Annotated in this window: 19 protein-coding genes; 11 read left to right on the forward strand and 8 right to left on the reverse strand. The window is 28.1% G+C overall.

All coding sequences use genetic code 11. The features are described 5' to 3' along the window. Window positions 1–30: 30 nt before the first annotated feature. Window positions 31–1,005 (reverse strand): glycosyltransferase family 9 protein, encoded by a 975-nt coding sequence (locus IPP08_10285; protein QQS66143.1) that lies wholly within the window; start codon window positions 1,003–1,005, stop codon window positions 31–33. 323 nt (window positions 1,006–1,328) lie between these two features. Between IPP08_10285 and IPP08_10290 the strand changes: the two genes are divergently transcribed. Beyond that, window positions 1,329–2,513, forward strand: a complete 1,185-nt coding sequence (locus tag IPP08_10290) for a pyridoxal phosphate-dependent aminotransferase (GenBank protein QQS66144.1) — start codon at window positions 1,329–1,331, stop codon at window positions 2,511–2,513. A gap of 104 nt (window positions 2,514–2,617) precedes the next feature. Here the strand turns inward: IPP08_10290 and IPP08_10295 are convergent, their stop codons facing one another. Further along, window positions 2,618–3,667 (reverse strand): T9SS type A sorting domain-containing protein, encoded by a 1,050-nt coding sequence (locus IPP08_10295; GenBank protein ID QQS66145.1) that lies wholly within the window; start codon window positions 3,665–3,667, stop codon window positions 2,618–2,620. A gap of 357 nt (window positions 3,668–4,024) precedes the next feature. Here IPP08_10295 and IPP08_10300 point away from each other — a divergent pair, with 357 nt between their 5' ends. From IPP08_10300 to IPP08_10320, 5 genes are all read left to right on the forward strand, one after another. Next, complete coding sequence (locus IPP08_10300; protein ID QQS66146.1) at window positions 4,025–4,894, forward strand: YicC family protein; 870 nt, start codon at window positions 4,025–4,027, stop codon at window positions 4,892–4,894. Window positions 4,895–4,898: 4 nt separating this feature from the next. Continuing rightward, the gene (gene gmk / locus IPP08_10305) at window positions 4,899–5,465 is read left to right on the forward strand and encodes a guanylate kinase (protein QQS66147.1); all 567 of its coding nucleotides are present in this window, start codon (window positions 4,899–4,901) and stop codon (window positions 5,463–5,465) included. A gap of 102 nt (window positions 5,466–5,567) precedes the next feature. Continuing rightward, window positions 5,568–5,879, forward strand: coding sequence for a DNA-directed RNA polymerase subunit omega (locus IPP08_10310; protein QQS66148.1), 312 nt, complete (start codon window positions 5,568–5,570; stop codon window positions 5,877–5,879). 112 nt (window positions 5,880–5,991) lie between these two features. Continuing rightward, window positions 5,992–6,654, forward strand: coding sequence for a metal-dependent transcriptional regulator (locus tag IPP08_10315; GenBank protein ID QQS66149.1), 663 nt, complete (start codon window positions 5,992–5,994; stop codon window positions 6,652–6,654). A 15-nt stretch (window positions 6,655–6,669) separates the two neighbouring features. Continuing rightward, complete coding sequence (locus IPP08_10320; GenBank protein ID QQS66150.1) at window positions 6,670–7,995, forward strand: Nramp family divalent metal transporter; 1,326 nt, start codon at window positions 6,670–6,672, stop codon at window positions 7,993–7,995. 30 nt (window positions 7,996–8,025) lie between these two features. Here IPP08_10320 and IPP08_10325 read toward each other — a convergent pair whose 3' ends face one another. From IPP08_10325 to IPP08_10350, 6 genes are all read right to left on the reverse strand, one after another. Then, window positions 8,026–10,197, reverse strand: coding sequence for a peptidylprolyl isomerase (locus IPP08_10325; protein QQS66151.1), 2,172 nt, complete (start codon window positions 10,195–10,197; stop codon window positions 8,026–8,028). 189 nt (window positions 10,198–10,386) lie between these two features. Then, on the reverse strand, window positions 10,387–11,679 hold the full coding sequence (locus IPP08_10330; protein QQS66152.1) for a lytic transglycosylase domain-containing protein: 1,293 nt from the start codon (window positions 11,677–11,679) through the stop codon (window positions 10,387–10,389). A 158-nt stretch (window positions 11,680–11,837) separates the two neighbouring features. Beyond that, window positions 11,838–12,887, reverse strand: coding sequence for a T9SS type A sorting domain-containing protein (locus IPP08_10335; protein ID QQS66153.1), 1,050 nt, complete (start codon window positions 12,885–12,887; stop codon window positions 11,838–11,840). A 104-nt stretch (window positions 12,888–12,991) separates the two neighbouring features. Next, window positions 12,992–13,654, reverse strand: a complete 663-nt coding sequence (locus IPP08_10340; protein QQS66154.1) for a hypothetical protein — start codon at window positions 13,652–13,654, stop codon at window positions 12,992–12,994. Window positions 13,655–13,692: 38 nt separating this feature from the next. After that, window positions 13,693–15,099, reverse strand: a complete 1,407-nt coding sequence (locus IPP08_10345) for a hypothetical protein (GenBank protein QQS66155.1) — start codon at window positions 15,097–15,099, stop codon at window positions 13,693–13,695. A 33-nt stretch (window positions 15,100–15,132) separates the two neighbouring features. Then, the gene (locus IPP08_10350) at window positions 15,133–16,824 is read right to left on the reverse strand and encodes an OmpA family protein (GenBank protein ID QQS66156.1); all 1,692 of its coding nucleotides are present in this window, start codon (window positions 16,822–16,824) and stop codon (window positions 15,133–15,135) included. Between the two features lie 262 nt (window positions 16,825–17,086). On the opposite strand from IPP08_10350, the gene IPP08_10355 reads away from it, so the two are divergent. From IPP08_10355 to IPP08_10375, 5 genes are all read left to right on the forward strand, one after another. After that, window positions 17,087–17,686 carry a 2TM domain-containing protein gene (locus tag IPP08_10355; protein QQS66157.1) on the forward strand — a complete coding sequence of 200 codons (600 nt, stop codon included), beginning with the start codon at window positions 17,087–17,089 and terminating at the stop codon, window positions 17,684–17,686. Between the two features lie 9 nt (window positions 17,687–17,695). Next, a complete protein-coding gene (locus IPP08_10360; GenBank protein QQS66158.1) occupies window positions 17,696–19,144 on the forward strand; it encodes a beta-propeller fold lactonase family protein in 1,449 nt (482 codons plus the stop codon). 104 nt (window positions 19,145–19,248) lie between these two features. After that, window positions 19,249–20,646, forward strand: a complete 1,398-nt coding sequence (locus IPP08_10365) for a radical SAM protein (GenBank protein ID QQS66159.1) — start codon at window positions 19,249–19,251, stop codon at window positions 20,644–20,646. Between the two features lie 127 nt (window positions 20,647–20,773). Further along, complete coding sequence (locus IPP08_10370) at window positions 20,774–21,859, forward strand: mannose-1-phosphate guanylyltransferase (protein ID QQS66160.1); 1,086 nt, start codon at window positions 20,774–20,776, stop codon at window positions 21,857–21,859. Window positions 21,860–21,984: 125 nt separating this feature from the next. After that, on the forward strand, window positions 21,985–23,970 hold the full coding sequence (locus IPP08_10375) for a M1 family metallopeptidase (GenBank protein ID QQS66161.1): 1,986 nt from the start codon (window positions 21,985–21,987) through the stop codon (window positions 23,968–23,970). Window positions 23,971–24,058 lie beyond the last annotated feature (88 nt).

Below are 24,058 nucleotides of genomic sequence, written 5' to 3' on the forward strand. Positions count from 1 at the left end.
ATCTTCATTTTCTAATTGTAAAACCTACAACTATAATTGTTTCTCTATTTCATAAAATTTTTCCAAAACTTCTTCAAATTCGATATCACAAATTTTATAACCTTTTTTTGATATTACCACTTTGCTTTTTAATGACATTGGTTTGAAACAATTAACATTTGAAATATCATATGAAAATAAAGCTAAGCATGGTTTATTAAAAGCAGATGAAATATGAACTATTGAAGTATCTGAAGAAATTACAATTAATGATCTTTTTATAACCGCTGCAGCTTCTAATATATTTTCAGTTCTAATAATACGACAGTTTTTTTGTACTGAACAAAGCCGATTAGCAAGTGTAGTATCTTTTGGATCAGATATGATTCCTATGCTATACTTTTTTGATAAAGATTTGATTAAAGCTTTCCAATTTTCTTCGGTCCACATTCTATCACTCGAGCCAGCTGAAATGTTTATTACAATCAATCCTAATTTGTCAATACTAATTCTAGAGTCAATGCTTTTTTGAATTTCATTACTTATAAATATCTGTGGTTGTCTATTAAATTTATATTCTTTATTTAGAATTGTGAGTGGTGTTGTTGCTATGTCTACATAATGTCCAGGTGGAATTGTTTTAGGCAAATTAATATAATTACCATTATTGTTTGGTTGATTTAAATGATGTATTATTATCAATTGTGATTTAATAAACCATGCTGCCATTTGTGATGTTCTTGAAAAATGATTTTTATGGTCTATATACAAATCATATTTCTTATATCTTAAAGCAGATATAATATTAGGAATTCTCATTATCCCATTTTGAATGCTTATAACGTGATCTACAGATGGATGTACTTTTGCAATTATACCACTATTATAATCTGCAATAACTGTTAAGTTAGATTCGGGATACAACTCCTTAATAGAATTAAACAATGGGGTAGTTAGAATCATATCACCTAACTTACCTAATTGTAATACTGCAATGGATTTTATTTTAGGTGGTATTAAGGTCATTATTATTTAACAGAAAAATTTATCGAATTTGAGCATTGACTTTCACACCAAAATACGGTTTAAATCTTTTTTTAACAAATCAAAGAATTGTATATTAAACTGGTTGTATATTTTTGTAGAGAATTTTTGATAATAACTTAATTCTCAGTTTAGAAATTTATCAATTAAGAATTATTTAGATTCTTTTTTTAGAATTATTTGTTAATTATATTTAATTTTTTTCAGTTAAAAAAGTTTAGTTGATTTTCTATCATCTAAATTTTTATCATTTGACTTTAAATTAGTTATTTATTCAAACTATTTTTTAAACTTTATAGATTAATATGCATATAGCAAACAGAATGTCTCGCTTGGGAACTGAAACAGCATTTGAAGTGCTTGTTAAGGCTAAAGCTTTAGAAGCTCAAGGTAGAGATATTGTACACTTAGAAATTGGTGAGCCAGATTTTGATACTCCAAGCAATATTATTAATGCTGCAAAAGACGCATTAGATAATGGTTTTACTCATTATGGTCCAAGTTCTGGTCTATTACAAGCTCGCGAAGCAATAGCCGAGTATGTTATGAAAACTAGAAATGGTTTTAAATGTACTCCAGATGAAGTAGTTGTTACACCTGGTGCCAAACCTATAATGTTTTATGCAATAATGGCAACAGTTGACGAAGGTGATGAAGTTATTTATCCTAATCCAGGATTTCCTATTTATGAATCGGTAATAAATTTTCTTAATGCAAAACCTGTTCCTTTACCATTAAGAGAAGAAAAAGATTTTAGATTTGACTTATCAGATCTAGAGTCAAGAATTACTTCCAAAACTAGAATGGTTATTGTAAATACTCCTCAGAATCCTACAGGTGGCATTCTAACTAAAGAAGATATTGAAGGAATTGCTGCATTAGCTATCAAACATGATTTTATTGTTTTTAGTGATGAAATTTATTCTAGAATTACTTATGATGGATTTAAGCATTTCTCTTTTCTAGAAATTCCAGAAATGAAAGAAAGAACAATTATGTTAGATGGGTTTAGTAAAACATATGCAATGACCGGTTGGAGATTAGGTTATGGAATTATGCCTGAGAATATTGCTAAGCTAGTTGCAAAACTTCAAACAAATTGTACTAGTTGCACATCAAGTTTTTCACAAATGGCTGGAATTGAGGCTCTGAGCGGTCCACAGGAATCAGTTGACATTATGTTAGCAGAATTCAAACTTAGGCGAGATGCAATAGTTGATGGACTAAATTCAATTCCAGGTTTCAGTTGTTTACGTCCTCAAGGTGCCTTTTATGTATTTCCAAATATTGTTGGAACTGGAATTGCATCCCAAAAATTGGCTGATTATCTTTTAAATGAAGCTGGGGTTGCTTGCTTATCTGGTACTGCTTTCGGAGGTTATGGTGAAGGATTTATTAGATTTAGTTATGCTAATTCTCTAGACAAAATTCAACTTGCAATTGAAAGAATTAGAACTGCTGTTTCAAAGCTTCAACCTATTGAAGCATAAACTTTTAATATTATAAAAAAATTCCCAAAGATATTTTAAATTAATCATGTTATAAATATGATTAGAATTAAAATCTTTGGGAATTTTTTAAGTAAAAATCCTTATTATTTAGTAAATGTCATAACTCCTTTTGCTATTGAATTATTACAGTTTAAAGTATAATAATATAACCCTGATGATAAATCACTAATATTTACTTTTAATGTTTGGTCACCTTTATTAAAAGTTTTGTCAGCTAATATTGTTATTAATTTTCCTTCAAAGTTATATAAAGAAATAATTGCTCTAGCATTATTTTTCATTTCAAAATTTATCGAAGTAGAATTAACTGAAGGATTAGGGAAATTTCCTTTTAAAGAAAAATCATTATTATCAGATTCATAAACTCCTTTTCCACCAGAAGATTTGCCTGGCAAAGAAACTGAATTTAAAACATTATTTGAATCAGCTCCAGCCCCAGCAACAATAGTCATTCCATCAGAATAATTAGTTAGCCATGAATAGGAATAACTTTTAGAAGTAATCATAAACCCACTATAATTGGCAATTGAAACTGTATGAGACTTTAATCTAATTACATTTTTTGTTATAACTCCAGTATTATTACCATTAGGTAATATTGCTGTTCCAGAAGCATCAATTTCGTTTTCAACTGTTACATTAGATTCTCCATAAGCATTAGGAATTTTATAGGTACTAGTCCATTTTGAACCTTTACTCATTGGGAATTTATATATTTGATTCCCAGGATTATAAAAAGTTTTAAAAGTATCCGTACAAGCTCCATAAATCCAATAACCTTCTTGGCTTAATTTACCATAACTGAAACTAATATATTTTACTCCATTTACATTTGTTGTAGATTTTGTATAAATATTAGCATCTTTAAATTCAGGTAAATTATCACAATTAGAACCTAACTTAGCTGATGATGAGAAAGATTCTCCATCCAATGGAGTATACTTTAATTTTGAGAAATCCCAAGTGTTATTGCCTCCAGGTGGATTTAAATTAAAACCTGTTATATCTGATGTTTGCATTCCATTACCGCGAGTTGTATTGTTCATATTTATAAAGTCAGCTGCAGTTATAGTTTGTGCAGTTACTTTACAATACAAACAAAAAATTGAAATCAAAATGAGAATTTTGTACATAGTATTTTTTAAGTTAATTTGATATTATTGGTGTTTAAAATTGTTGACTAATATTGTTTAAACATATTTTACAAAATTAAGGAATTAATTAATAATAATACAATTTTGAAAATTGACTTAAATTGTTCAATATTTAAATTTATTTCAATTCTGTTTTGATATTGACTAGATAACAATGAATAATATCATATTTTATAATTCCCATATTTCTTTCTAAAAAATAATATTCTCTTATAAATAAATCTAATTAGTTATTTTTGTAAATTAACTACTTTAGTAATATGATGGTCATTATATTTAATATTTAGGTATTAAATATAATGACGTTAACATAAATTTTTAATAGCAAGTTTTATGATGATAAGTATGACCGGTTATGGGCAAAGTTCCGTAACAGGTAAAGGTGTGACCATTTCAATAGAGTTAAGAAGTGTGAATAGTAGATTTTTGGAGATCTCTTCTAAGTTGCCTCGTGAATTACAATTCAGAGAAAATGACATTAAAGAACTAATTAGAAGCAAAGTTTCTAGAGCAAAAATTAATCTTTTTCTTGGAATTGAACAAAGTTCAAAAGCAAAAAAATTGTTGATTAATACTGAAGCTCTAAAATCTTATAAAGATGCCCTAGAAGAAATTAGGAAAATTGCTAAAATTAAGGAGACAGTTTCTTTAGCTGATATATTACGTTTCTCTAATGAAATTATGACTCCAGCTGAAGATGATGTAATTGATAATTGGGACTTGATATCTAAAGCAATATCAAATGCTGTTAACAATCTAAATCAAATGCGTAGGAAAGAAGGCTATGAACTTGGTCGAGATATTTCAAATAGGATTAGAGAAATAGAATCAATACTAGAAAAAGTAGTAGGATTATCAAATAACTTATTACCCACTGAAAGAGAAAAATTACGTTTAAGAGTTGCACAATTATTTGAAAATGATGAAATTGATGAACAAAGGCTTCAGTTAGAAATAGTATTGTTAGCAGATAAATTAGATGTTACAGAAGAATGTGTTAGGTACCGTAGTCATTCAAAATTCTTCTTAGAAGCAATGAATGGGCAAGAGCCAGCTGGAAGGAGGCTTAACTTTTTATTACAAGAAATGGGAAGAGAAGTTACAACTATTGGATCTAAATGTAACAATGCAGAAATTGCACAATTAGTTGTTAAAATAAAAGAAGAACTCGAAAAAATTAGAGAACAAGTTCAGAATATTGAGTAAAAATATGAATGTTAAGTTACTTGTAATTTCAGCTCCCTCTGGTGCTGGTAAAACAACAATAACGCGAAGATTACTTGAAAAAAATCCAGATTGGAAATTCTCTGTTTCTGCTACAACCCGTTTAAAAAGACCAAATGAAATTAATGGTAGAGATTATTACTTTCTTAGTATAGAAGAATTTAATAATAAAATTTTAGAAGGAGATTTTATTGAATACGAAGAAGTTTTTGGAAACTATTATGGAACCTTAAATAGTGAGATAAACAGGATTCTTACAATTAATGAGAAATCGATTATTATTTTTGATATTGATGTTAAAGGTGCTTTAAGTATTAAAAAAGCATTTCCTGAAAATTCAATTTTAATTTTTATTACTGTACCTTCAATTAATAAATTAAAAGAAAGATTGTTTAATAGGCAAACCGAAAGTAAAGAGATTATTTCTAAAAGAATTAATAGGGCTGAAATGGAGCTCAAAGAGATGAATAAATTTGATTTTATAGTTTTAAATGATGTAGTTGAAAGAGCAGTTTCTGAAATCGAAGCTCTTATTGTAAAATCAGATTTATAACTTAATAATTCAATTTTTTTGTTTAAAATTAGAATATTATCAACTAGAAATAAAGTTGAATTACAGTTTAAGTTAAAAAATATAAATTATATAAAAAATATTATGGCAATTCGTCCAGTAGATTTAAAGCAGGCAACAGGACCTGCGGCAAGCATTTATGAAGCAATCGTTGTTATATCAAAACGTGCTAGGCAAATTAATGATCAACTACGTGATGATTTAAATCGTAGACTTGCAGACGTTATTAATCCAAATGATGATGATAACGATATTATGAACTTTGACCAATTAGCAATTAGTCGTGAATTTGATAGAATTCCTAAACCAACATTTTTAGCATTAGAGGAAATGTTAGATGGTAAACTTAAATTTCGATATAGAGAAGTTGAGAAGTTAAATGAAGATGAGGATTAATTTTTCTGAATTATTTTTATAAAAAGCTGTTCATACTTTAATATGAACAGCTTTTTTTTGCTAGTAATTATTTTTAGGTTAACCTAAAATTTATTTTCAGTATATTTGTATTATGATTTTAGAAAATAGAAACAATATTTCTCAGGATTATTTAAGGGCTATACTCCATATTGAAGCAAAGGATGGGATTGCATCAAACAATTCGTTATCTAAAGAATTGGGTATTTCAGGAGCTTCTGTTACTGAAATGCTTAATAAGTTATCCAATCAAGGCTTGATGAATTACAAACCATATCAAGGTGCATCACTTACAAAAAAAGGAAAAAAATTAGCACTAGAAATTACAAGAAGGCATAGGCTATGGGAAGTTTTTTTGTCAGAAAAACTTGGATTTGATTGGGATGAAATACATATTCTAGCTCACAAATTTGAACATATTGTTTCAGAAAAACTAATTCATAAATTAGATGATTTTCTTGGCAACCCTACTCATGATCCACATGGGGATCCTATTCCAGATAAGAATGGTTGGTTGCCAGATGAAAATTTGATTCAATTATCGGAAATTAAATCTAAACGTTTTGTTCACTTATCAAAAATTGAAGATGAAAATCCTGAAGTTTTAAAATATTTTTCTAATATTGGATTACAATTGAATAGTTCAGTTAAAATTCTAGAAATTTATCTGTTTGATGGATCAATTCGAATAAAGTATAAATCCAAGGAAATTATTATATCTAAAAAATTGGCAGAAAGTATATTTGTCAAAAATTAAATTTCAGAACAAATAATGTTAAAAAATATTTTCAATAAATCAGATTTACAAAAAGTAAGTTTACCAGAAGTTAACAATTCGGTAACTATTCCAAAGAATGCTTCTTTCTTCAAGAAACTTTTGGCTTTTTCTGGTCCTGGTTACCTTGTAGCTGTTGGTTATATGGATCCAGGTAACTGGGCAACAGACATTGCTGGTGGGTCAAAATTTGGTTTTATGCTTTTGAGTGTAATCCTTATTTCTAATTTTATGGCAATTATACTTCAGTCTTTAGCTTTAAAACTTGGCATTGTTACTGGAAGAGATTTAGCTCAAGCATGCCATGAAAATTTTTCGAAACCAGTATCAATTTTATTATGGGTATTTGCAGAGATAGCAATTATTGCAACTGATTTGGCAGAAGTTATTGGTTCTGCAATTGCTTTAAAACTTTTGTTTGGAATACCATTAGTAATCGGAGTTTGTATTACAACTGTTGATGTTTTTGCTTTGTTGTATTTGCAAAATAAAGGGTTTAGATATATCGAAGCATTAGTTATAGTATTAATTTCTACAATTGCTATTTGTTTGGGGATTGATATAATTTTATCAAAACCAGAAATTACTAAAGTTTTATTAGGGTTTATTCCAGATAGAAATATTGTTTTTAATAAGGAGGCTTTATATATTTCAATTGGTATTTTAGGAGCAACTGTAATGCCACATAATTTGTATTTACATTCATCTGTAATTCAAACAAGAAAGTATGAAAAAACAAATTTTGGTAAAAAGGAAGCTATAAAATTTGGTACAATTGATTCTACTTTAGCTTTAACTTTCGCACTTTTTGTTAATGCAGCAATTTTAATTGTTGCAGCTGGTACATTTCATACAAATGGTTTCACACAAGTTGCCGAAATTGAAGAGGCTCATAAAATGTTAACTCCATTATTAGGTACTACTTTGGCTAGTATTTTGTTTGCAATTGCATTATTAGCTTCTGGTCAAAACTCCACTCTAACTGGTACTATTGCTGGTCAAATTGTAATGGAGGGGTTTTTGAATCTTAAAATAAATCCTTTTTATAGAAGATTGATAACTAGATTAATTGCTGTAGTTCCAGCAGTAATCACAACTATTATTGCTGGTGAAAATGCTACAGGTAAACTTCTAATTTTATCACAAGTTGTTTTAAGTTTTCAACTAAGTTTTGCAGTTATACCATTGATATTATTTACTTCTAAAAAGAAAATTATGGGTGAATTTGTAAACAAATTATGGATGATAATATTATCATCCATAATTGCTACAATTATAATTGCATTAAACTGTTACCTTCTTTTTGCTACTTTTAATAATTAATTAATTAAAAATAAATTTTTAACTGGAAATTTATTCTATTTTAATAAATTCCTTAAGCACCTTTATTGTTTGGGGTCTTAAATCTTTAACTTTAGAAAAAGATCTAGATTTATTTATTAAATCTGTTACCATTGCATTTTTGTATTTACTTAAATATTTTTCAGCAAACACTTCTTTATCTCTTTCCCAATCATCCATATTTGGTCCAGATTTTTCACTAACTCTAAGAAAATAATATCCATTTTTACCTCTTACTGGTCCACTATGTTGATTTGTTTTAGTATAAGTAACTAACGAATCTAATAATGTTGGTTCTTCATCAGGCATTGTATTTATCGGTTGCCCTTTCATTAAAAAGACATTGATTATTTTAGCATATTCTTCCATTGGACCAACTAACATATCCACAGTTATCTTTTTTGAAAGTTCTTGCATTTTAGGTTTTAACATAGTCATTTGCTTAGCTCTTTTAGCTTGAGCTGCAACATAGTTTGGAAAAGTTTCAAACTGAGGAATTCCAGATGGCCGTTTTGCTAATAACTTGATAATTGTAATTCTATTACCAGGAGTTCTAAATTTTCCAATATCCCCAACATTTGCATTGAAAGCAAATTCATTTAATATTTGGGTATTACCATAATTCTCCATTCTTTCAAGTTGAGATGTATCAATAATACTACCTGGAAATTTGTTTTTCATTGCTTGAGCAATACTATCATTCATTTTCCCTGCTTTTAACAAATCATAAAATTTTTGTGAATTATCTTCAACATCCTCTTGAACTTTTTCTGAAATCTGATATGGGAATCTTAATTCTCTAATATTATATCCTTTGTTCCAAATATCTGATATATATATTAAATGATGACCAAATTCGGTTCTAATAGGACCAATTAATTTGCCTATTGATGGATTCTGAAATAATGCACTATCAAAAGTATGAACTGTATTTCCTTTACCTAGATAACCTAAATCTCCACCTTTAGTTAATGTTCCATCTTGACCAAACCTTTGAGCATAATCAGCAAAATCTGCATCACTTTTTATAGTATCTCTAATCTTTTTTAATAATTCTACATAAGAAGAATCTGAATTATAATCGTTTGCAGCTTTTAAAAAAATATGCCTAGCACGAATCATAGTATCATTTGATTGAGAAATTTTATCAATATAAATTAAAGATGCATCGAATCCTTGAACAATTGGACCAATAATATCCCCTTCTTTTGATTTAACTACAATTTCTAACAATGGTTTTGGTACTTTTGATGGTGTATAAAAAGAACCATTTGGCAACTTACTTTCAGGAAGATTTCTCATTACTGAGGTTATATATTCAGGTCTTTTTTCTTTAGGTGTTTCATTGCATTTTTTAACAACAGAGTCCATTGACCTTTTAAGTTTTATTGAATCAGATCTAGTAGGTGACATTTGAAAAATCATTGAAGAAATATATCTAGATTCGGTAAAATTATAATCTGATTTATGAGCTTCATACCAAGCTTTAGCTTCAATATCACTTACAGGGACAAGACTGTCTGGAATAGACAAATGATGTGCACGAACAACCGAACCAGTTATTAGGGTTTTCTCTGCAAAATATCTATCTAAAACCATTTTAGTTGAAAGAGGTTTGTCCTTGTACAATTTGTTTCCAAGTTGTTTTTTAACCTCTTCTCTTTTTACAAAATTCACTAATTGTATTATATCTTTTTTCCACTCATCAGTTACTTGTTTTTCAGATTTACCTGGTTTGTTAACATACCTTGTTATTAGCATTGGGTTTTGAATAACTTGTTTATAAACATCACTTCTAAAATTTCCATTTGGAGATTTAAACATATCTTGAACAAATTGTGGAGGATTGTCAAGTAATATTTTAAATGCAAAATCATAAGTAACATTTATTCCTAACTTACTAGCTTCTTGAATCATTAATTGTTCATCGATCATTTGAGAAAAACATGCATCTTCAATTCCAGAATTCAAATCATTTTTAGATCCACTTTGATATAAATATTCTAATTTATCTTTTAAAAGTTCATTATATCTTTTATCAGTAATTTGTTCTGAATTTAGTAATGCAATAATGTTACCAGTATTTTTACTATCATCTTTTGTTTTCTTTTCTATAACTTGAGCGTAACTAACAATGTTAATAATTGAAAATAAAAATAAAAAATATATTGTCTGTTTGTTCATATTTTTTTTGAAAAAAAATTTATATAAAATAATGCTAATAACATTATTTAATAGATAATTTGTGAATATATAAGGATTTAGATGGGAATTGTTATAAAAATATTATTATGGATTTATAAGTTTCCAATTTTAAATCTTATAAAAAAAAATTGGAAAATAAAACTCATAAATTGGAATAATTCATTCAATTTATATCTTAGTTCTTATGCTTGGAGATACCCATCTACCTGAAACTTTTTCCCTGTATCTTGTCATAATTCTCTTTACATAATCTCTTGTTTCATCAAATGGGGGTACACCACCATACTTAATAACATTTCCAGGTCCTGCATTATAGGCTGCTAAAGCATATTCTATGTTCCCTTCAAATTTTCTGAGCATTAACTTCAAATATTTCACCCCACCATAAATAGATTGTTTTGGGTCAGTTGGGTCGGTAACACCCATTGCTATTGCAGTTGGTCCAATCATTTGAGTTAACCCCATAGCACTATCAACTGAACATGCAGTATTACTAAAGTTAGATTCTTGTTGAATAAGGCATGCAATTAAAAAAGGATCAATTTGAAAATCAATAGCTGCTCTTTGAATTAAATCACGATATGGTACTTTCCAAGTAAACTCAACCATTGCATCTGGACCTTCAACAATAAGAGTATCATTAGATCTAAAAGCAGTCTCTTGTATTGCAATACTAGTTTTACTGCTTAACTTAGTTAAGTTAACTTTATTTAAAGATTTTCCTTTTCCTTTTTTAGAACCTTGAGTTGATTCAGAACTAAAAGTAGGATTCCAAACAATAATTGATACTATTGAATTCTTCATCTTTTTCACAGATCTGGCAACTTGCATTGAATCTTTACTTCCTTCAGGTAAATATGAATGAACTTTAAAATCTAACCCATATTTTCTTTTATAGTAATCAATTATCACATAAAATGATGAATCAGATGAGAAGTATTTACTAGATGTTGGGGGTATAGAAAAATTAGATTTTCGTTTTTTATCAGTTTTAGGTAATTGTAAAGAAACAACATTATGTTTTAATTTTGCACCAAAGGGAGCAGAAATCAAACTACCCCTATTCTTCATTGGAAGCAATTTTGAGTAGTCTTCATTATCCATTGATTCTAAAAAAGCAGTCATTACATATACACTTTTTAATTTTTCTTTTTTAAAAAATGAATTATAAGCATTTATCAACTGATTGGAATTTAGGCTAATTTCTTCAGTGGTGGTATCTAAAGCAAGTGTATCGTTTTCTATTGTCTGCATTAAAGAATCAGCAGATAACTTCAACTCTTTCAACATATTTGTATCAATCACTTCTCTAATTGGCTTATCACCAGTAACTTGAGATTTAGTAATAGATTGGATAATTACAAAAATAAAAATTACTAAACCTAAATATTTTATATTTTTTGATTTAAATATTCTAACTTTAAAAGGTATAACCATAAAAAGACTTAATAGAATTTTCAATAAAGATTTTGAAAAATTAATTTGCAAAAATAACTTATTGAACATGAAATCTAATGTTATTATAAGTTTAATTTTTTTTAATAAAAGTTTCCATTATAAATATTAAGGCTTGATGAAGTTAAATCATCAAGCCTTGAAAATATAATAAAATTTTAAAATTATTTTACTACTTGCATTGTTTTTGCATAAACTTGATCACCAATTGAAGTTGAAATTTTTAATTGATATAAGTAAGATCCACTAGAAAGTTTTGAAACATCTACTTTAATATCATGTTCTCCAATTTGTTGGGATCCTTGAGTCAAATTCATAACTTCACTACCATTTGCGTCATAAAGTTTTAAAGATACTTCAGAAGTATTTTCAAACAAATTATATTTTATTACTGTATTTCCACGAGCTGGATTAGGAATGTTTTGTTTTAAGACAGAACCAGAAGGAATATTCATACCAGCAACTGGTTTAGCAAAATCAATTTTATCTCCCATGCCACTTAAAAGCTCACGCAAATCTGTCCCACTAAATAACAAAATTATTGGTTCAAATGCAATATCATAAACTTGAGATATATCTTTTCTTTTTTCAACGTCTTTTAAAGATGTTGCAATTTCCCTTAAATCTTGAGCTCCATCATTATTACTTTTTTCTCCTTTAATTTTAGTTGAAGTTTGGCTTTTTACATCTTGAAATTTGTCAATAGTATTAGCCACGTTTCCAATAAACTCACATACGTTATCAATAACCTCATCACCAACTTTATCAAGATCAGTTCTATATTTTGCAGCAATTGTTTGAGTTGAGGAGAAGATATTAAATACTTCCATCAAATTCCCCATATCACTATCATCCTCTAATTTAATATCAACATTAGCTTTATTATTTGTTACATTTTTCTTCTTAACATTTTGTTCAGCATTATCGGATAACTTACCAATCAGTACACCCCATTTAGCACGGAGTTTGTTTAAGTCATTTAAATCAGAAGTTGATAAAGTTCTATCAATTTTATTTTTGTATTCATTAAGTTTTGGAGTCCAATAATTCTGAGCCATTAAGCCAATTTCATTTTGAAATTTATCATCAAAATTGTTTTGATTAACTGTTTCAGATTTTGGGGGTGAAGATGTTTTTTGTGCAAAGACAACTAAATTATAATTAATTGATATTGCAAAGATCATTAAAGATAATGTAAATAATACTTTTTTCATATTAGTAAAATATAGATAATTAAATTATAATTTTTAGAAACGAATTTAGCTAAAATTTTTATTTGTGACTATTTATAAAACGAGGTGTAACTATAATTATTTTTTTATTTTAACTTTTTTGTTTTAATTAATATTTTGGGGAATCCACCATATCTATATTTTTCATTTTTGTCAGGTTGCATTGTAATATCTTTCAAATCCAAAAATCCTAAATTTGATATTTCTACCAAACTTCCTGGTAGAACCTCAAAAATCAAATATTCTGTTGCGGGTAAATAAGATCTACTTTCAAATAATTTTTTTGAATTTATGCTAATTGTAGAATAATCGCCTTCAACCATAATTTTAATTGTTGCTAAAGAATCTTTTTCACACAAATTTGAGATTTTAATAATTGAATCATTAACTGATTGAGGTGAAGAATTCCTAATCCAAGATTTATCTTTTGAATAATGAAATGTGATAAAATTTAAGGAATCTATAGGATTTAATGTCGTTCTAAATTTAATGTCCAAGCCATTGCCATCTATTAGCTTAAGTTGACATTGTGCAATAAATTGAGTTGTTCCAGGATTTTTTACAGCTAACTTTGAATTTGGACTCATTAAAATTTTAGATTTATTTACAATCACTCCTTCAAAGTCAGTTAAAATTCTTCCTTGATATCTATCTTCACCATATAATATTATAATCTTATTTGGTTCGCAAGAAGCTAAAAGCAATCCAAATAATAATAATAATAATATTTTTGTATGTAATTTATACATTTGCTGTTTGAGTTATATCGCAATAACAAGACAAAATTTTACTTTTTTCTATCACTTAAAACTCTATCAATAGAATTCATAAAATCACCAATTCCAATTCCTACACCTATATAACCTGTACCATAACTTTGAGTTGTTTTTAATGTTTCAAATCCAGATGCTGGATCATTGAAAGGTGATATATGAGAATAACCTAATACAATGTCAAATTGGGTCCAGTCAGTCAAAGTTAAACTTGATCTTAAACAGATATTAGTAATCATAGATGGATAAAAAGTTTGTTCAAAAGAGGGTTCTAAAATTAAAACATTTTTATAAAAACTCTCTCTATATCCTATTCTTAATGGCAAAAAACCAAATCCAACTGCATTTTTATTTAAAGCATGAATATTTAATAGAGAAGTCCCAATAAAAAAGTTCTCAATGTCACCCAATCTAATTGGGAAGTTTGCTGTACCAAATTTAAGAATTCCACCAGTAAATGTTTCACCTAAAGAATCTTGCAATACGGTATTAAAAAATGATTTTGAATCAGAGCCAAAAGTATGAACTACTGCAATGTTTAAAGCACTAACTTCAATAGCCGAATGTTTTTGGTTATCCCATTCAACCTCAAGTTCGCTTGGTTTATTTATAAAATCTAAAGCAGATATTCCGATTCCAAAATAAGGAAAAGTTAAATTTGGGTTTTTGCCATCCTTTTCACCAATTACCCATGTTGTTCCAGAAACAAAACCTGCATAACTTCTAATATTTAATCCCCCATAAGATCCAACATCCAATGAAACACCAAGGTTAATGTATTGTGAAGGGAAAAAAGATACTCCTAAATATGGAGTATAAAAAATATATGGAACTTCATCTCTTAAATAAAATCTTCTTTTTAAATAAGAATGGATCACTCCAATTAGGTATTCACCACGATCTAAATTTATACTTGAGTCTTTCTGAAAAGTTATAAACTCTGTTAATGAAGTACCAATAACCCAGTTGGGAGAGTCTGTTAACCATTTGAATTGACTCTCAAAAGGAACAAATCTAAAAATATTTGCCCCCATAATTTTTGTATCATCAGGATGTTTAGCACTTAAAGATTTGAAAAATCCAAACAACCCATTCCCTGTTCCATCTGTTGATGTGCCTGGTGCAATTAAGCCAATACCTTCAATTATTCCAAACCTCAGGAAATTGGGATAACGTCTTTCAACAATTGTATCAGTTTGAAGATACCTTCTAGTTGAATTACTTACTCTTGGAGATGGATAAATTGTACCATTATCCCTACCATTACCAGGTAAATTCTTAACATCTGTATAAACAGTTGTATCTACTTCAGTTAAAGTATATTTATCAGATTCAATCCTGGAAATACTAAAAGAGCAACCTGTAAATAATATTACTAAAACGCAAATAACTATTATATTTATTTTATTAAACAATTTCATTTTAAATATTTTTTACAACAACAGAATATAAAATTAATTTGATTTAACCTTTCCTCTTTTAACAATTTCAACTCTCCTTAATCTTAATCTATATTGATCATCAGTTTCATTTTCTTTAGGTAATACAAACTTGTTTTTACCTTCACTTTTTGTTATTAAACCATCAGCTGAAACACCTCTTTTAATTAATTCTTCTTTAACAAAATTTGCTCTTTTTAATCCTAATTCAAAATTATATGAATCTGATCCTATTGAATCTGTATGACCAACAATATCAAATTGATATTTACCATTTTTTATGGCTGGTAATAATACTTGTGCAATTTTATCTAACATATCCCCCCAATATTCCTTTGTTGCATAGCCGTTTGAATCTAATGTAAATGGATAAGGAGAATTAAATTCATTATATGGAAAATTGACTCTTAATGTTATAATCTCTGGTACATAAGTATATTTCTTATTAATCTTAACATAGTTTGGTGGTATAAATTCTATGTCATATGTAAATGAAGTTGAATCACCCGAACCCTTACTAATTTCTTGTTTACGTTTCTTTTTAAAATTAAATCTTTTTTGATTTTTTTTACTCCCTTCCTCAATCAGTTTAATAATTTCGTTATCATCATCACCTTCATCAATTTTATCTGTATAATTCTCTTTTTCAAATTTTGAGATTGAGTCATTAACAACAAATTTTGGTAAGAAATCTCTTTTTTGATGAAAAACAAAAATATCAAATCCTTTATCAGGGTTTTGATTTGAAGCATAATATAATAATGTATCAGAATTTCCCCATGATGGCAATGAAGGACTCAACTCATCATAAAATGTATTAATAGGTCTGCCTAAATTTTCTGATTTTTTTATAGGTCTTCTGTTGTATGAAAGCGGACATTTAAATAAATCATAACCTCCAGCACTTTCTCCACCAGAAGATGAAAAGATAAGAAGTTTGTCGTTATCACAAATTAAAGGCGTAAGTTCATCACATGGCGTGTTTACAAAAGGACCAAGATTTTGCGGGCGTGACCAAATCCCTAGATAATCTCGTTGCGATATATAAATATCAGTACCTCCAAACCCACCAGGTCGGTCACTTACAAAATACATTGTATTGCCATCAATACTAATGGAAGGCTGTCCATCCCAAAAACCTAAACTTGATTGTTCAGAATTCAAACACTTTTCTATTACATTATCTTTGATTTTTCCTTTGTAAATATTATAATCACTATTAGAAAGTTCTACATCAACATTTTTTGATGTAAAAAAACTTTCGCCATTAATAGAATTTACAGCCGGAGTTCCTATAGTTTGTAATTTATAATTTGTTTTAACAATTAAAGTATTTTTAAAATTTGCAGAATCTATTTTAAGGAATTCAATACTAAATATCTTATCTTGATAAATTGAATCAAAATCTAATCTTCTAACAGTTATAAATCCATTATTTGTTGTTTCATTTACTGCAAAAGATAAACCATATTCGTTTTGATTTGTGTTAATTCCATTAACTTTTTTAATACTTGAATAAATTCCTGTTGAGTTGTAATGATATACTGTTGTATCTAAATTAGGTTTTGTAATACTTGAATAGACACATAGTTCAGATTTTTCAAAATCATCAGAGACATTCTGAATTGGAAATCGAACAGTATTAACACAACTATTGAATAATATTAAGCATATTAAGAGTAGAATTATTTTTTTTACTTGAATCAAAAAATTGTTATGTAATAATTATAAAAAGTCAATACAAAAAAATTTAGCTAATGTAATTTATGAAAAATTTAATTATTTAGTTATTTGAAATAAACTCTAATTGTAAATCTTAGTTTCAATTAACTTTTCAATAAGATAAAATTGATTAATCAAATTTTAGGTAAGATTTATTTGGCATCATAATTGTTGATATTAACTTTTTCTATTACTATTTCATTACAAATTAATTAAATTTGAACATAATATTAATTCCAATATTAAAATGAATATTTCAATTTCTGATAATTCAGACAATATTAAGTCTAATCAAGAAAATCGTAGATTTACACATGAAGAGCTTCAAGCTATTTTAAAGCGAGCGTTAGATGGAAAAACTGGTAGTTCAACCTTGGGCTATGAAGACATTTTAGATACTGCAAAAGAGTTGGGGATATCTCCTCAAGAAATTGATCGAGCTATTTATGAACAGAATAATGTTGCACCATTTGAAGAGGCAAGAAACAAGTTTTTGATTCATTCTAAAGAAGAATGGCGAAGTCATTTTGTAAGTTATGCTATTGTTAATACTGCTCTATTCTTTTTAAGTATTGCTACTGGAGGTGAATGGTTTGTGTTTCCTTTAATAGGATGGGGTATTGGGTTAGCTTTTCACACTTATAATACTTTCTTTCCTTCAGAGAAGGAAATTGAGAAAGGTGTTTCTAAACTATTAGCTCGTCAAACTAGATTAAATATGCTAACATCTAGGAAATCTAAACCAATTTCAAAAAAGTTGAGTTTTGATATACAAGATGGGAAATTTATAATTGAGAAAGGTGATAAAAGAGTTGAAATTGGTGGATCTAAAAAAAATATACTTTAATCTAATTAAATGAAATTATCATTTTGTTTTGCCTCGATTGTACTTCTTTTTTTGGTTTCTTGTAAAAAAGAATTACCAACTGAACCATCAATTGTTATTCCCTCAGATTCTGATTCTATAATTTTTTCTAAACATATTCAACCAATTCTAAAGCAATCATGTGCTGGAATAGGTTGTCATATAAATGGAGAAAAATTCAATGGAGTATCTTTAGATTCTTGGCAAGATATATTTAATGGTTCAAAATTAGGTGCAATAGTAGTTCCTTTTTCAGGCAAGAAAAGTTTACTATTGAGCATTATAAATTCCGATACTTTGTTCGCCCCAGTTTCAACTCCATCAATGCCATTTGGTCGGAATAAATTACCATTATCTTACATCAAAACAATCAAGCGTTGGATAGATGAAGGAGCTAAAAATGATAATAGTGAAATAAACTTAGATTCACCAAATCGTCAAAGAATTTTTCTAACTTCTCAGTCTGAAGATAAAGTTAGTGTAATAGATCTAGAAAAAAAATTGTTAACAAGATTTATTACTGTTGGTAATAGAGATGATAATACAACACCACCTGAAGCTCCACATAATATCGCTCTTTCCCCAGATAAAAAGTATTTTTATGTAAACTTGATTGCTTCTGGTTACATTGAAAAATATTCTACTGAAACCTATAAAAAACTCGGTGAATTGAGAGTTGGTAGTTCTCCATCTCAAATTATTTTAACAAAAAATGGAGAAAATTTGTTTGTATCTAATTTTAATACAAATGAGAAATTCATTTTTATGGTTAATACAAAAAATATGACAGTTATTAGAACAATTGAAGAAGTAGGAAGAGGTTCCCATAGTCTTGTATTAAGTCAGGATGAGAAATTTCTTTATTCTGCTAATGCTTATGGCGATGAAATATCTGAGATTGATTTGACGACATTTGAAGTTACAAGAAGACTTTCAATAATACCTAATTCTCCTTTAGCACCTAATGGAGTTGCAACTGTAGAACCTTATCATTTAATCCTATCTAAAAATGGTAGAACAATTTATGTAAGTTGTAGAAAACATTCAGAAGTAAGAGTAATAGATATTCCAAAATGGCAAGTAATTGACAGTATAAAAGTTGGGAACAGACCACTTATAATAGCATTTACACCTAACGAAGATGAAATCTGGGTACCTAATCAAGCTGATAATAGTCTTTCAATAATTAATATTCTAAATTCTAAGGTAACTCAAACAATTTCTGGTTTCAAAAGCCAACCTCATGCAATAGCATTTACTCAAAATAGCAGTAAAGCATATGTTACTTGTGAGAATCAAAAAGATCCAGAATTACATCATCCAATAATAGGCAATTCAACAGTTTCTGGTTTAGTATATGAAGTTAATGTTCTTACAAAAAGTATTAACTCTAATATTGAAGTAGGAGGATTTGCGGCTGGAATTGTTATAAAGGAGTGATAATTTATTTATTTCAGTTTGATATAATCGATTTAAAATTGAATATTTATTGTAATCAATTTAAAATAATTTAAAAATTTATAATTAAAAATAATATTCAATTTATGGATCGTCCTTATATTTTTTATGAGTTAACAAATAGCATTTGTTCACAATGTTTATCAAAAGTAGAAGCAAAAGTAATTTTTCAAGATAAAAATGTTTATCTTCATAAATTTTGCCCTACTCACAAATTTGAGAAGGTATTAATATCAACAGATATTGAGTACTATAAAAAACAAAGAAATTTTCTTAAGCCTGGTCAAATGCCAGTTAAATTCAATACTCCTGTTGAACATGGCTGCCCTTATGATTGTGGATTGTGTACTGATCATGAACAGCATAGCTGCTTAACTTTGTTAGAAATCACTGATAATTGTAATCTTACATGCCCAATTTGTTATGCTGAATCTTCACCCAAACTCTTGCATCGTTCTCTTGAGCAAATTGAGTTTATGTTAAACAAAATCATTGAGAATGAAGGCGAACCTGATATTGTACAAATTAGTGGTGGAGAGCCTACAATTCATCCTGATTTCTTTAAAATTTTAGATTTATGTAAATCTAGACCTATTAAGCATTTGATGATAAATACAAATGGAATTAGAATTGCTCAAGAACCAGAATTTGTAAAACAACTTGCAAATTATATGCCGGGGTTTGAAATTTATCTTCAGTTTGATTCTTTTAAAGTAGAAGCACATTTAACTCTAAGAGGGGCAGATTTGAGAAATATTCGATTAAAGGCTATTGAAAATTTAAACAAATATAATATCTCTACAAATTTAGTTGTTACCTTAGTTAAAGGTCTGAATGATGATGAAATTGGTGATATTATTAAATTTGCTATAAAGCAAAAATGTGTTAGAGGTATAACTTTTCAACCTGTTCAAATTGCAGGAAGAACAGAAGATTTTAATCCAGCTACTGATAGGTTAACTCTGTCTGAAGTCCGACAAAACATACTTGATCAAAGTAATGTTTTTAAATCTAATGATATAATTCCTGTTCCTTGTCATCCAGATTGTTTGGCTATGGCTTATGCTTTAAAATTAGGTGGTGATGTAATCCCTCTTACAAGCCTTATACCAGATGATGTGTGGCTTGGTGTTGAGGGGAATACAATTGTTTATGAACAAAATGATGATATTAAAGATCATTTATTTAAACTCTTTTCAACTTCTCATTCACCTATTTCTGCCTCTTTATCTTTAAGACAGCTATTATGCTGTATTCCGTTTGTAAAAGCTCCAGAGAATATCGGGTATGATAATCTTTTTAGAATTATTATCATGCAATTTTTAGATCCATATAATTTTGATGTACGCTCAGTTAAAAGATCTTGTGTTCATATAGTACACCCTAATGGAAAAATTATTCCCTTTGATACTTATAATATCTTTTATAGAGAAGGAAAGGAATCCATTTTACAACCTCATCAAATAGAACTTCCTAATTCTTGAGATATTAAAAAATTTTCTTGATATTGTTTGTAAATAGTTACATTTTTATAATTTAATTTGTGTAATTTTAATTTACAACTTATTAAAAATTATCTTAATTAACTTTAATCATTAAAATAATTATTGAATGAATATTTATGCAGTTATAATGGCTGGTGGTGTAGGTGCTAGACTTTGGCCACGTAGTCGTGAGAAATCTCCAAAGCAACTTCTTCATATTTTAGGTGAAGGGACAATGCTTCAAAACACTATCTCTAGGTTACAACCTTTTATTCCTTATGATAAGATATTAATAGTTACAAATAAATTACAGATTGAACAAGTTCATGAACAGAATCCCCAAATACCTTATGAAAATATTATTTCAGAACCATTTGGTAGAAACACTGCTCCTTGCGTTGCACTAGCTGCTTTTGTATTACAAGCTAGAGATCCTAATGCCGTTATGATTACATTACCAGCAGATCATCATATTCAAAATGTTGGAGAATTTCAAAGATTGTTATCAATGACTTCTATTGCTGCAGATGAATTGAATTGTTTGGCAACAATTGGAATATCTCCAACAAGACCTGAAACTGGTTATGGTTACATTCAAAGAAATGATCAAACAGATAAATATAATCCCTTTTTTAATGATGGCTTAAGAAGAGTACTTACATTTGCTGAAAAGCCAGATTTTAATACAGCAGAAAGGTTTATAGCAAGTGGTGATTTTTTATGGAATAGTGGTATGTTTATTTGGAAAGTTGATACTATATTAGATGCTTTTAAGGAACATCTACCTTTGATTTTTGATGAACTTACTTATGTGAAAGATAAAATTGGAACTAACAAATTCGAATCTGCATTAGTAAATGCCTATAGTAATATTCATCCTATCTCAATTGATTATGGAATTATGGAAAAAGCACATAATGTTTTTGTAGCTCAAGGGGATTTTGGCTGGAGTGATGTTGGTAGCTGGGATGAGGCTTACAGATTAGCTCGTAAAGACTCTGATGGTAATTTTATTGAAGGTGATGTAATTGCCGTAAATGTCAAAAATTCATTTATTAGAAGTGATAACCAAATGATTGCAGTTGTTGGTTTAGAAGATGTTATTGTAATAGATACATCAGATGCAATTCTTATTTGCAAAAAAGGTTCCTCTCAAAATGTTCAAGCAGTTGTTGATTATTTAAGAAGAAAAAAAATTAATAGTTTGTTGTAAATTTACTAATTAATACTTTTTTTTGTTTCTATTTATTAGATGCTAATATATAGCTTTAATTTTTTATATGTTATTTGGTTAATCAATTTGTTAATAATTTAAAAGTTAAACGAATTATTTTTGCAATGAAAAATATTTACAATTTCAATATAAAATATGTAGTATTAGTTAATGCTATATTACTTCAATGGTTTACATTTTTAAATGCTCAAACCCCTAAATTGGTTGTGAATAATGTACCGACTGCTTTGCAAAATTTTGAGACTTCATTTGACGTTTTAAATTACAATGCAAAACTAGATTTAACTTTTGCACCATTAGCTAATGTTAAAGGGATTTGTATTATTACAATTAAATGGTTAAAAAATCCTGAACATTTTACTTTTTATCTAAGAGATTTACAAGTTGACAGTATCAATTTTGTTAATTCTGAAGTAGCAAAATTTGAGTTTGTTAATGATAGCTATGTTGTAAAAACACCCATAAATACTAAGGTTGGAGATACTCTAAAAATAATTGTTAAATATTCTGGTAAAATGACAGCCGAGTCTGGTACAGGTAGTTGGGGAGGTGTATTCTCAAATGGTGGGATGCTCTATTCAATAGGTGTAGGCTTCCATGCAAATTATGTCTCAACTACTCGCCATTGGCTTCCTTGCTTTGATCATCCACAAGATAAAGCTACTTGCAACTTAAGTTTTATAGTCAAAAAAGGATTAAGTGTTGCTTCTGTTGGTTCATTAGTAAGTAAGATTAATAATGATTCAACATCTATTTTTAATTGGGAATCTAAAGATCAAATGTCTACATATTTGATGACTTTTAGTGTTGATAATTTAGTACCGTTGAATTTTTATTCTAATATATTAAATATACCTATAGTCGTTTATTCAAAACCAGTGGATACATTATCCACTAGAATTAGTTTTAAAAACCTACCTAGAATGGTTGAATTTTTAAGTAAAACATTTATTCCTTATCCTTTTGAAAAAGTTGGTTTTGTAAACACCCCTACAGGTTCAATGGAACACCAAACTCTTATATCTATTAATCAGAGTATATCAAAATCTAGAGATACAATTAATGAAACTGGATTTCATGAATTATCTCACCAATGGTTTGGGGATTTAGTTACTTGTGCTGATTTCAGATATGCTTGGCTTAATGAATCTTTTGCAACTTTTTGTGAAACTTTATGGAGAGAAGAATTAGGAGGTAAAGTTGAATATTTCAATTCTCAAGAAAAGCGTAAGAACTCTTATTTAAGTACAACAAAACAAGAAGGTTTATTACCACTTGAAGATTTTTCTAGAATGCCTCCATCATCAAATTATCCTGCTACGATTTACTCAAAAGGTGCAGTAGTTTTGGGGATGCTTAGATTTGAATTGGGTGATTCTTTATTTTTTGGGAGTATAAGAAACTATTTAAAAAAATTCTCTTATTCTATTGCAACTACTGATGATTTAAAAAATTCATTTGAAAATTTCTCGGGCAAAAATTTAGATTGGTTTTTTGATCAATGGATTAAGAGAATTGGTTTCCCAATCATTGAAGCTGAATTAGAATTAAAAAATAAAAACCAATATGTAGTTAAATTAAATCAAGTTCAATCTGATACACTTGGTAAGTTTATAAATATTCCAGTTGATATTAAATTTGATTTAGTTGATGGAAAATCATTTAACAAAGTTTTTTATCTAAACGAAAGATTGCAATTTTATCCATTCGATACTCCTAACACAATTCAAAAAATAACCATAAATAAAGGGAATAATGTTATTGGTTTGTATGATATAAAAAAAGTTACAACTTCAAGTGTTAATGAAACAGTTAGAACTTTTTTTGATAGTAATGAAGTGCAGATTATTGCAAAACCAAACCCAGTTAGATTAAGTACCGGTTATATTTCTATAGAAATAAAAAAATTATCAGATTGTAGTGAAATATTATATCAACTCTATGATACATCAGGAAAAAAAATCATTTCAGATAAAAGCATTAAATGTGATTTTATTTTAAATGTTAGAAATTTAAATTCTGGAGGATATATTTTAAATATAAATTCCAAGCAAGGAAATTTTGATATTCCAGTTAATATTGTTAGATAAATACATTTAAAAATTGATATTCTAATTCACGCAAAAATGTATTAATTTTGAACCTCTTTTGTTTTATTTTCCTTTTAAATAATATATT

It is taken from the genome of Chlorobiota bacterium, from assembly GCA_016700335.1.
In the GTDB taxonomy this organism is placed as follows: Bacteria; Bacteroidota; Ignavibacteria; order OLB7; family OLB7.

Bases quoted from the DNA above. Each gene is read 5' to 3' on its own strand.
- IPP08_10355 (QQS66157.1), top strand. From the start codon at position 17,087: ATGAATATTTCAATTTCTGATAATTCAGACAATATTAAGTCTAATCAA.
- gmk (QQS66147.1), top strand. From the start codon at position 4,899: ATGAATGTTAAGTTACTTGTAATTTCAGCTCCCTCTGGTGCTGGTAAA.
- IPP08_10365 (QQS66159.1), top strand. From the start codon at position 19,249: ATGGATCGTCCTTATATTTTTTATGAGTTAACAAATAGCATTTGTTCA.
- IPP08_10295 (QQS66145.1), bottom strand. From the start codon at position 3,667: ATGTACAAAATTCTCATTTTGATTTCAATTTTTTGTTTGTATTGTAAA.
- IPP08_10310 (QQS66148.1), top strand. From the start codon at position 5,568: ATGGCAATTCGTCCAGTAGATTTAAAGCAGGCAACAGGACCTGCGGCA.
- IPP08_10320 (QQS66150.1), top strand. From the start codon at position 6,670: ATGTTAAAAAATATTTTCAATAAATCAGATTTACAAAAAGTAAGTTTA.
- IPP08_10335 (QQS66153.1), bottom strand. From the start codon at position 12,887: ATGAAAAAAGTATTATTTACATTATCTTTAATGATCTTTGCAATATCA.
- IPP08_10370 (QQS66160.1), top strand. From the start codon at position 20,774: ATGAATATTTATGCAGTTATAATGGCTGGTGGTGTAGGTGCTAGACTT.
- IPP08_10300 (QQS66146.1), top strand. From the start codon at position 4,025: ATGATAAGTATGACCGGTTATGGGCAAAGTTCCGTAACAGGTAAAGGT.
- IPP08_10345 (QQS66155.1), bottom strand. From the start codon at position 15,099: ATGAAATTGTTTAATAAAATAAATATAATAGTTATTTGCGTTTTAGTA.
- IPP08_10290 (QQS66144.1), top strand. From the start codon at position 1,329: ATGCATATAGCAAACAGAATGTCTCGCTTGGGAACTGAAACAGCATTT.
- IPP08_10340 (QQS66154.1), bottom strand. From the start codon at position 13,654: ATGTATAAATTACATACAAAAATATTATTATTATTATTATTTGGATTG.
- IPP08_10285 (QQS66143.1), bottom strand. From the start codon at position 1,005: ATGACCTTAATACCACCTAAAATAAAATCCATTGCAGTATTACAATTA.
- IPP08_10360 (QQS66158.1), top strand. From the start codon at position 17,696: ATGAAATTATCATTTTGTTTTGCCTCGATTGTACTTCTTTTTTTGGTT.
- IPP08_10325 (QQS66151.1), bottom strand. From the start codon at position 10,197: ATGAACAAACAGACAATATATTTTTTATTTTTATTTTCAATTATTAAC.
- IPP08_10315 (QQS66149.1), top strand. From the start codon at position 5,992: ATGATTTTAGAAAATAGAAACAATATTTCTCAGGATTATTTAAGGGCT.
- IPP08_10375 (QQS66161.1), top strand. From the start codon at position 21,985: ATGAAAAATATTTACAATTTCAATATAAAATATGTAGTATTAGTTAAT.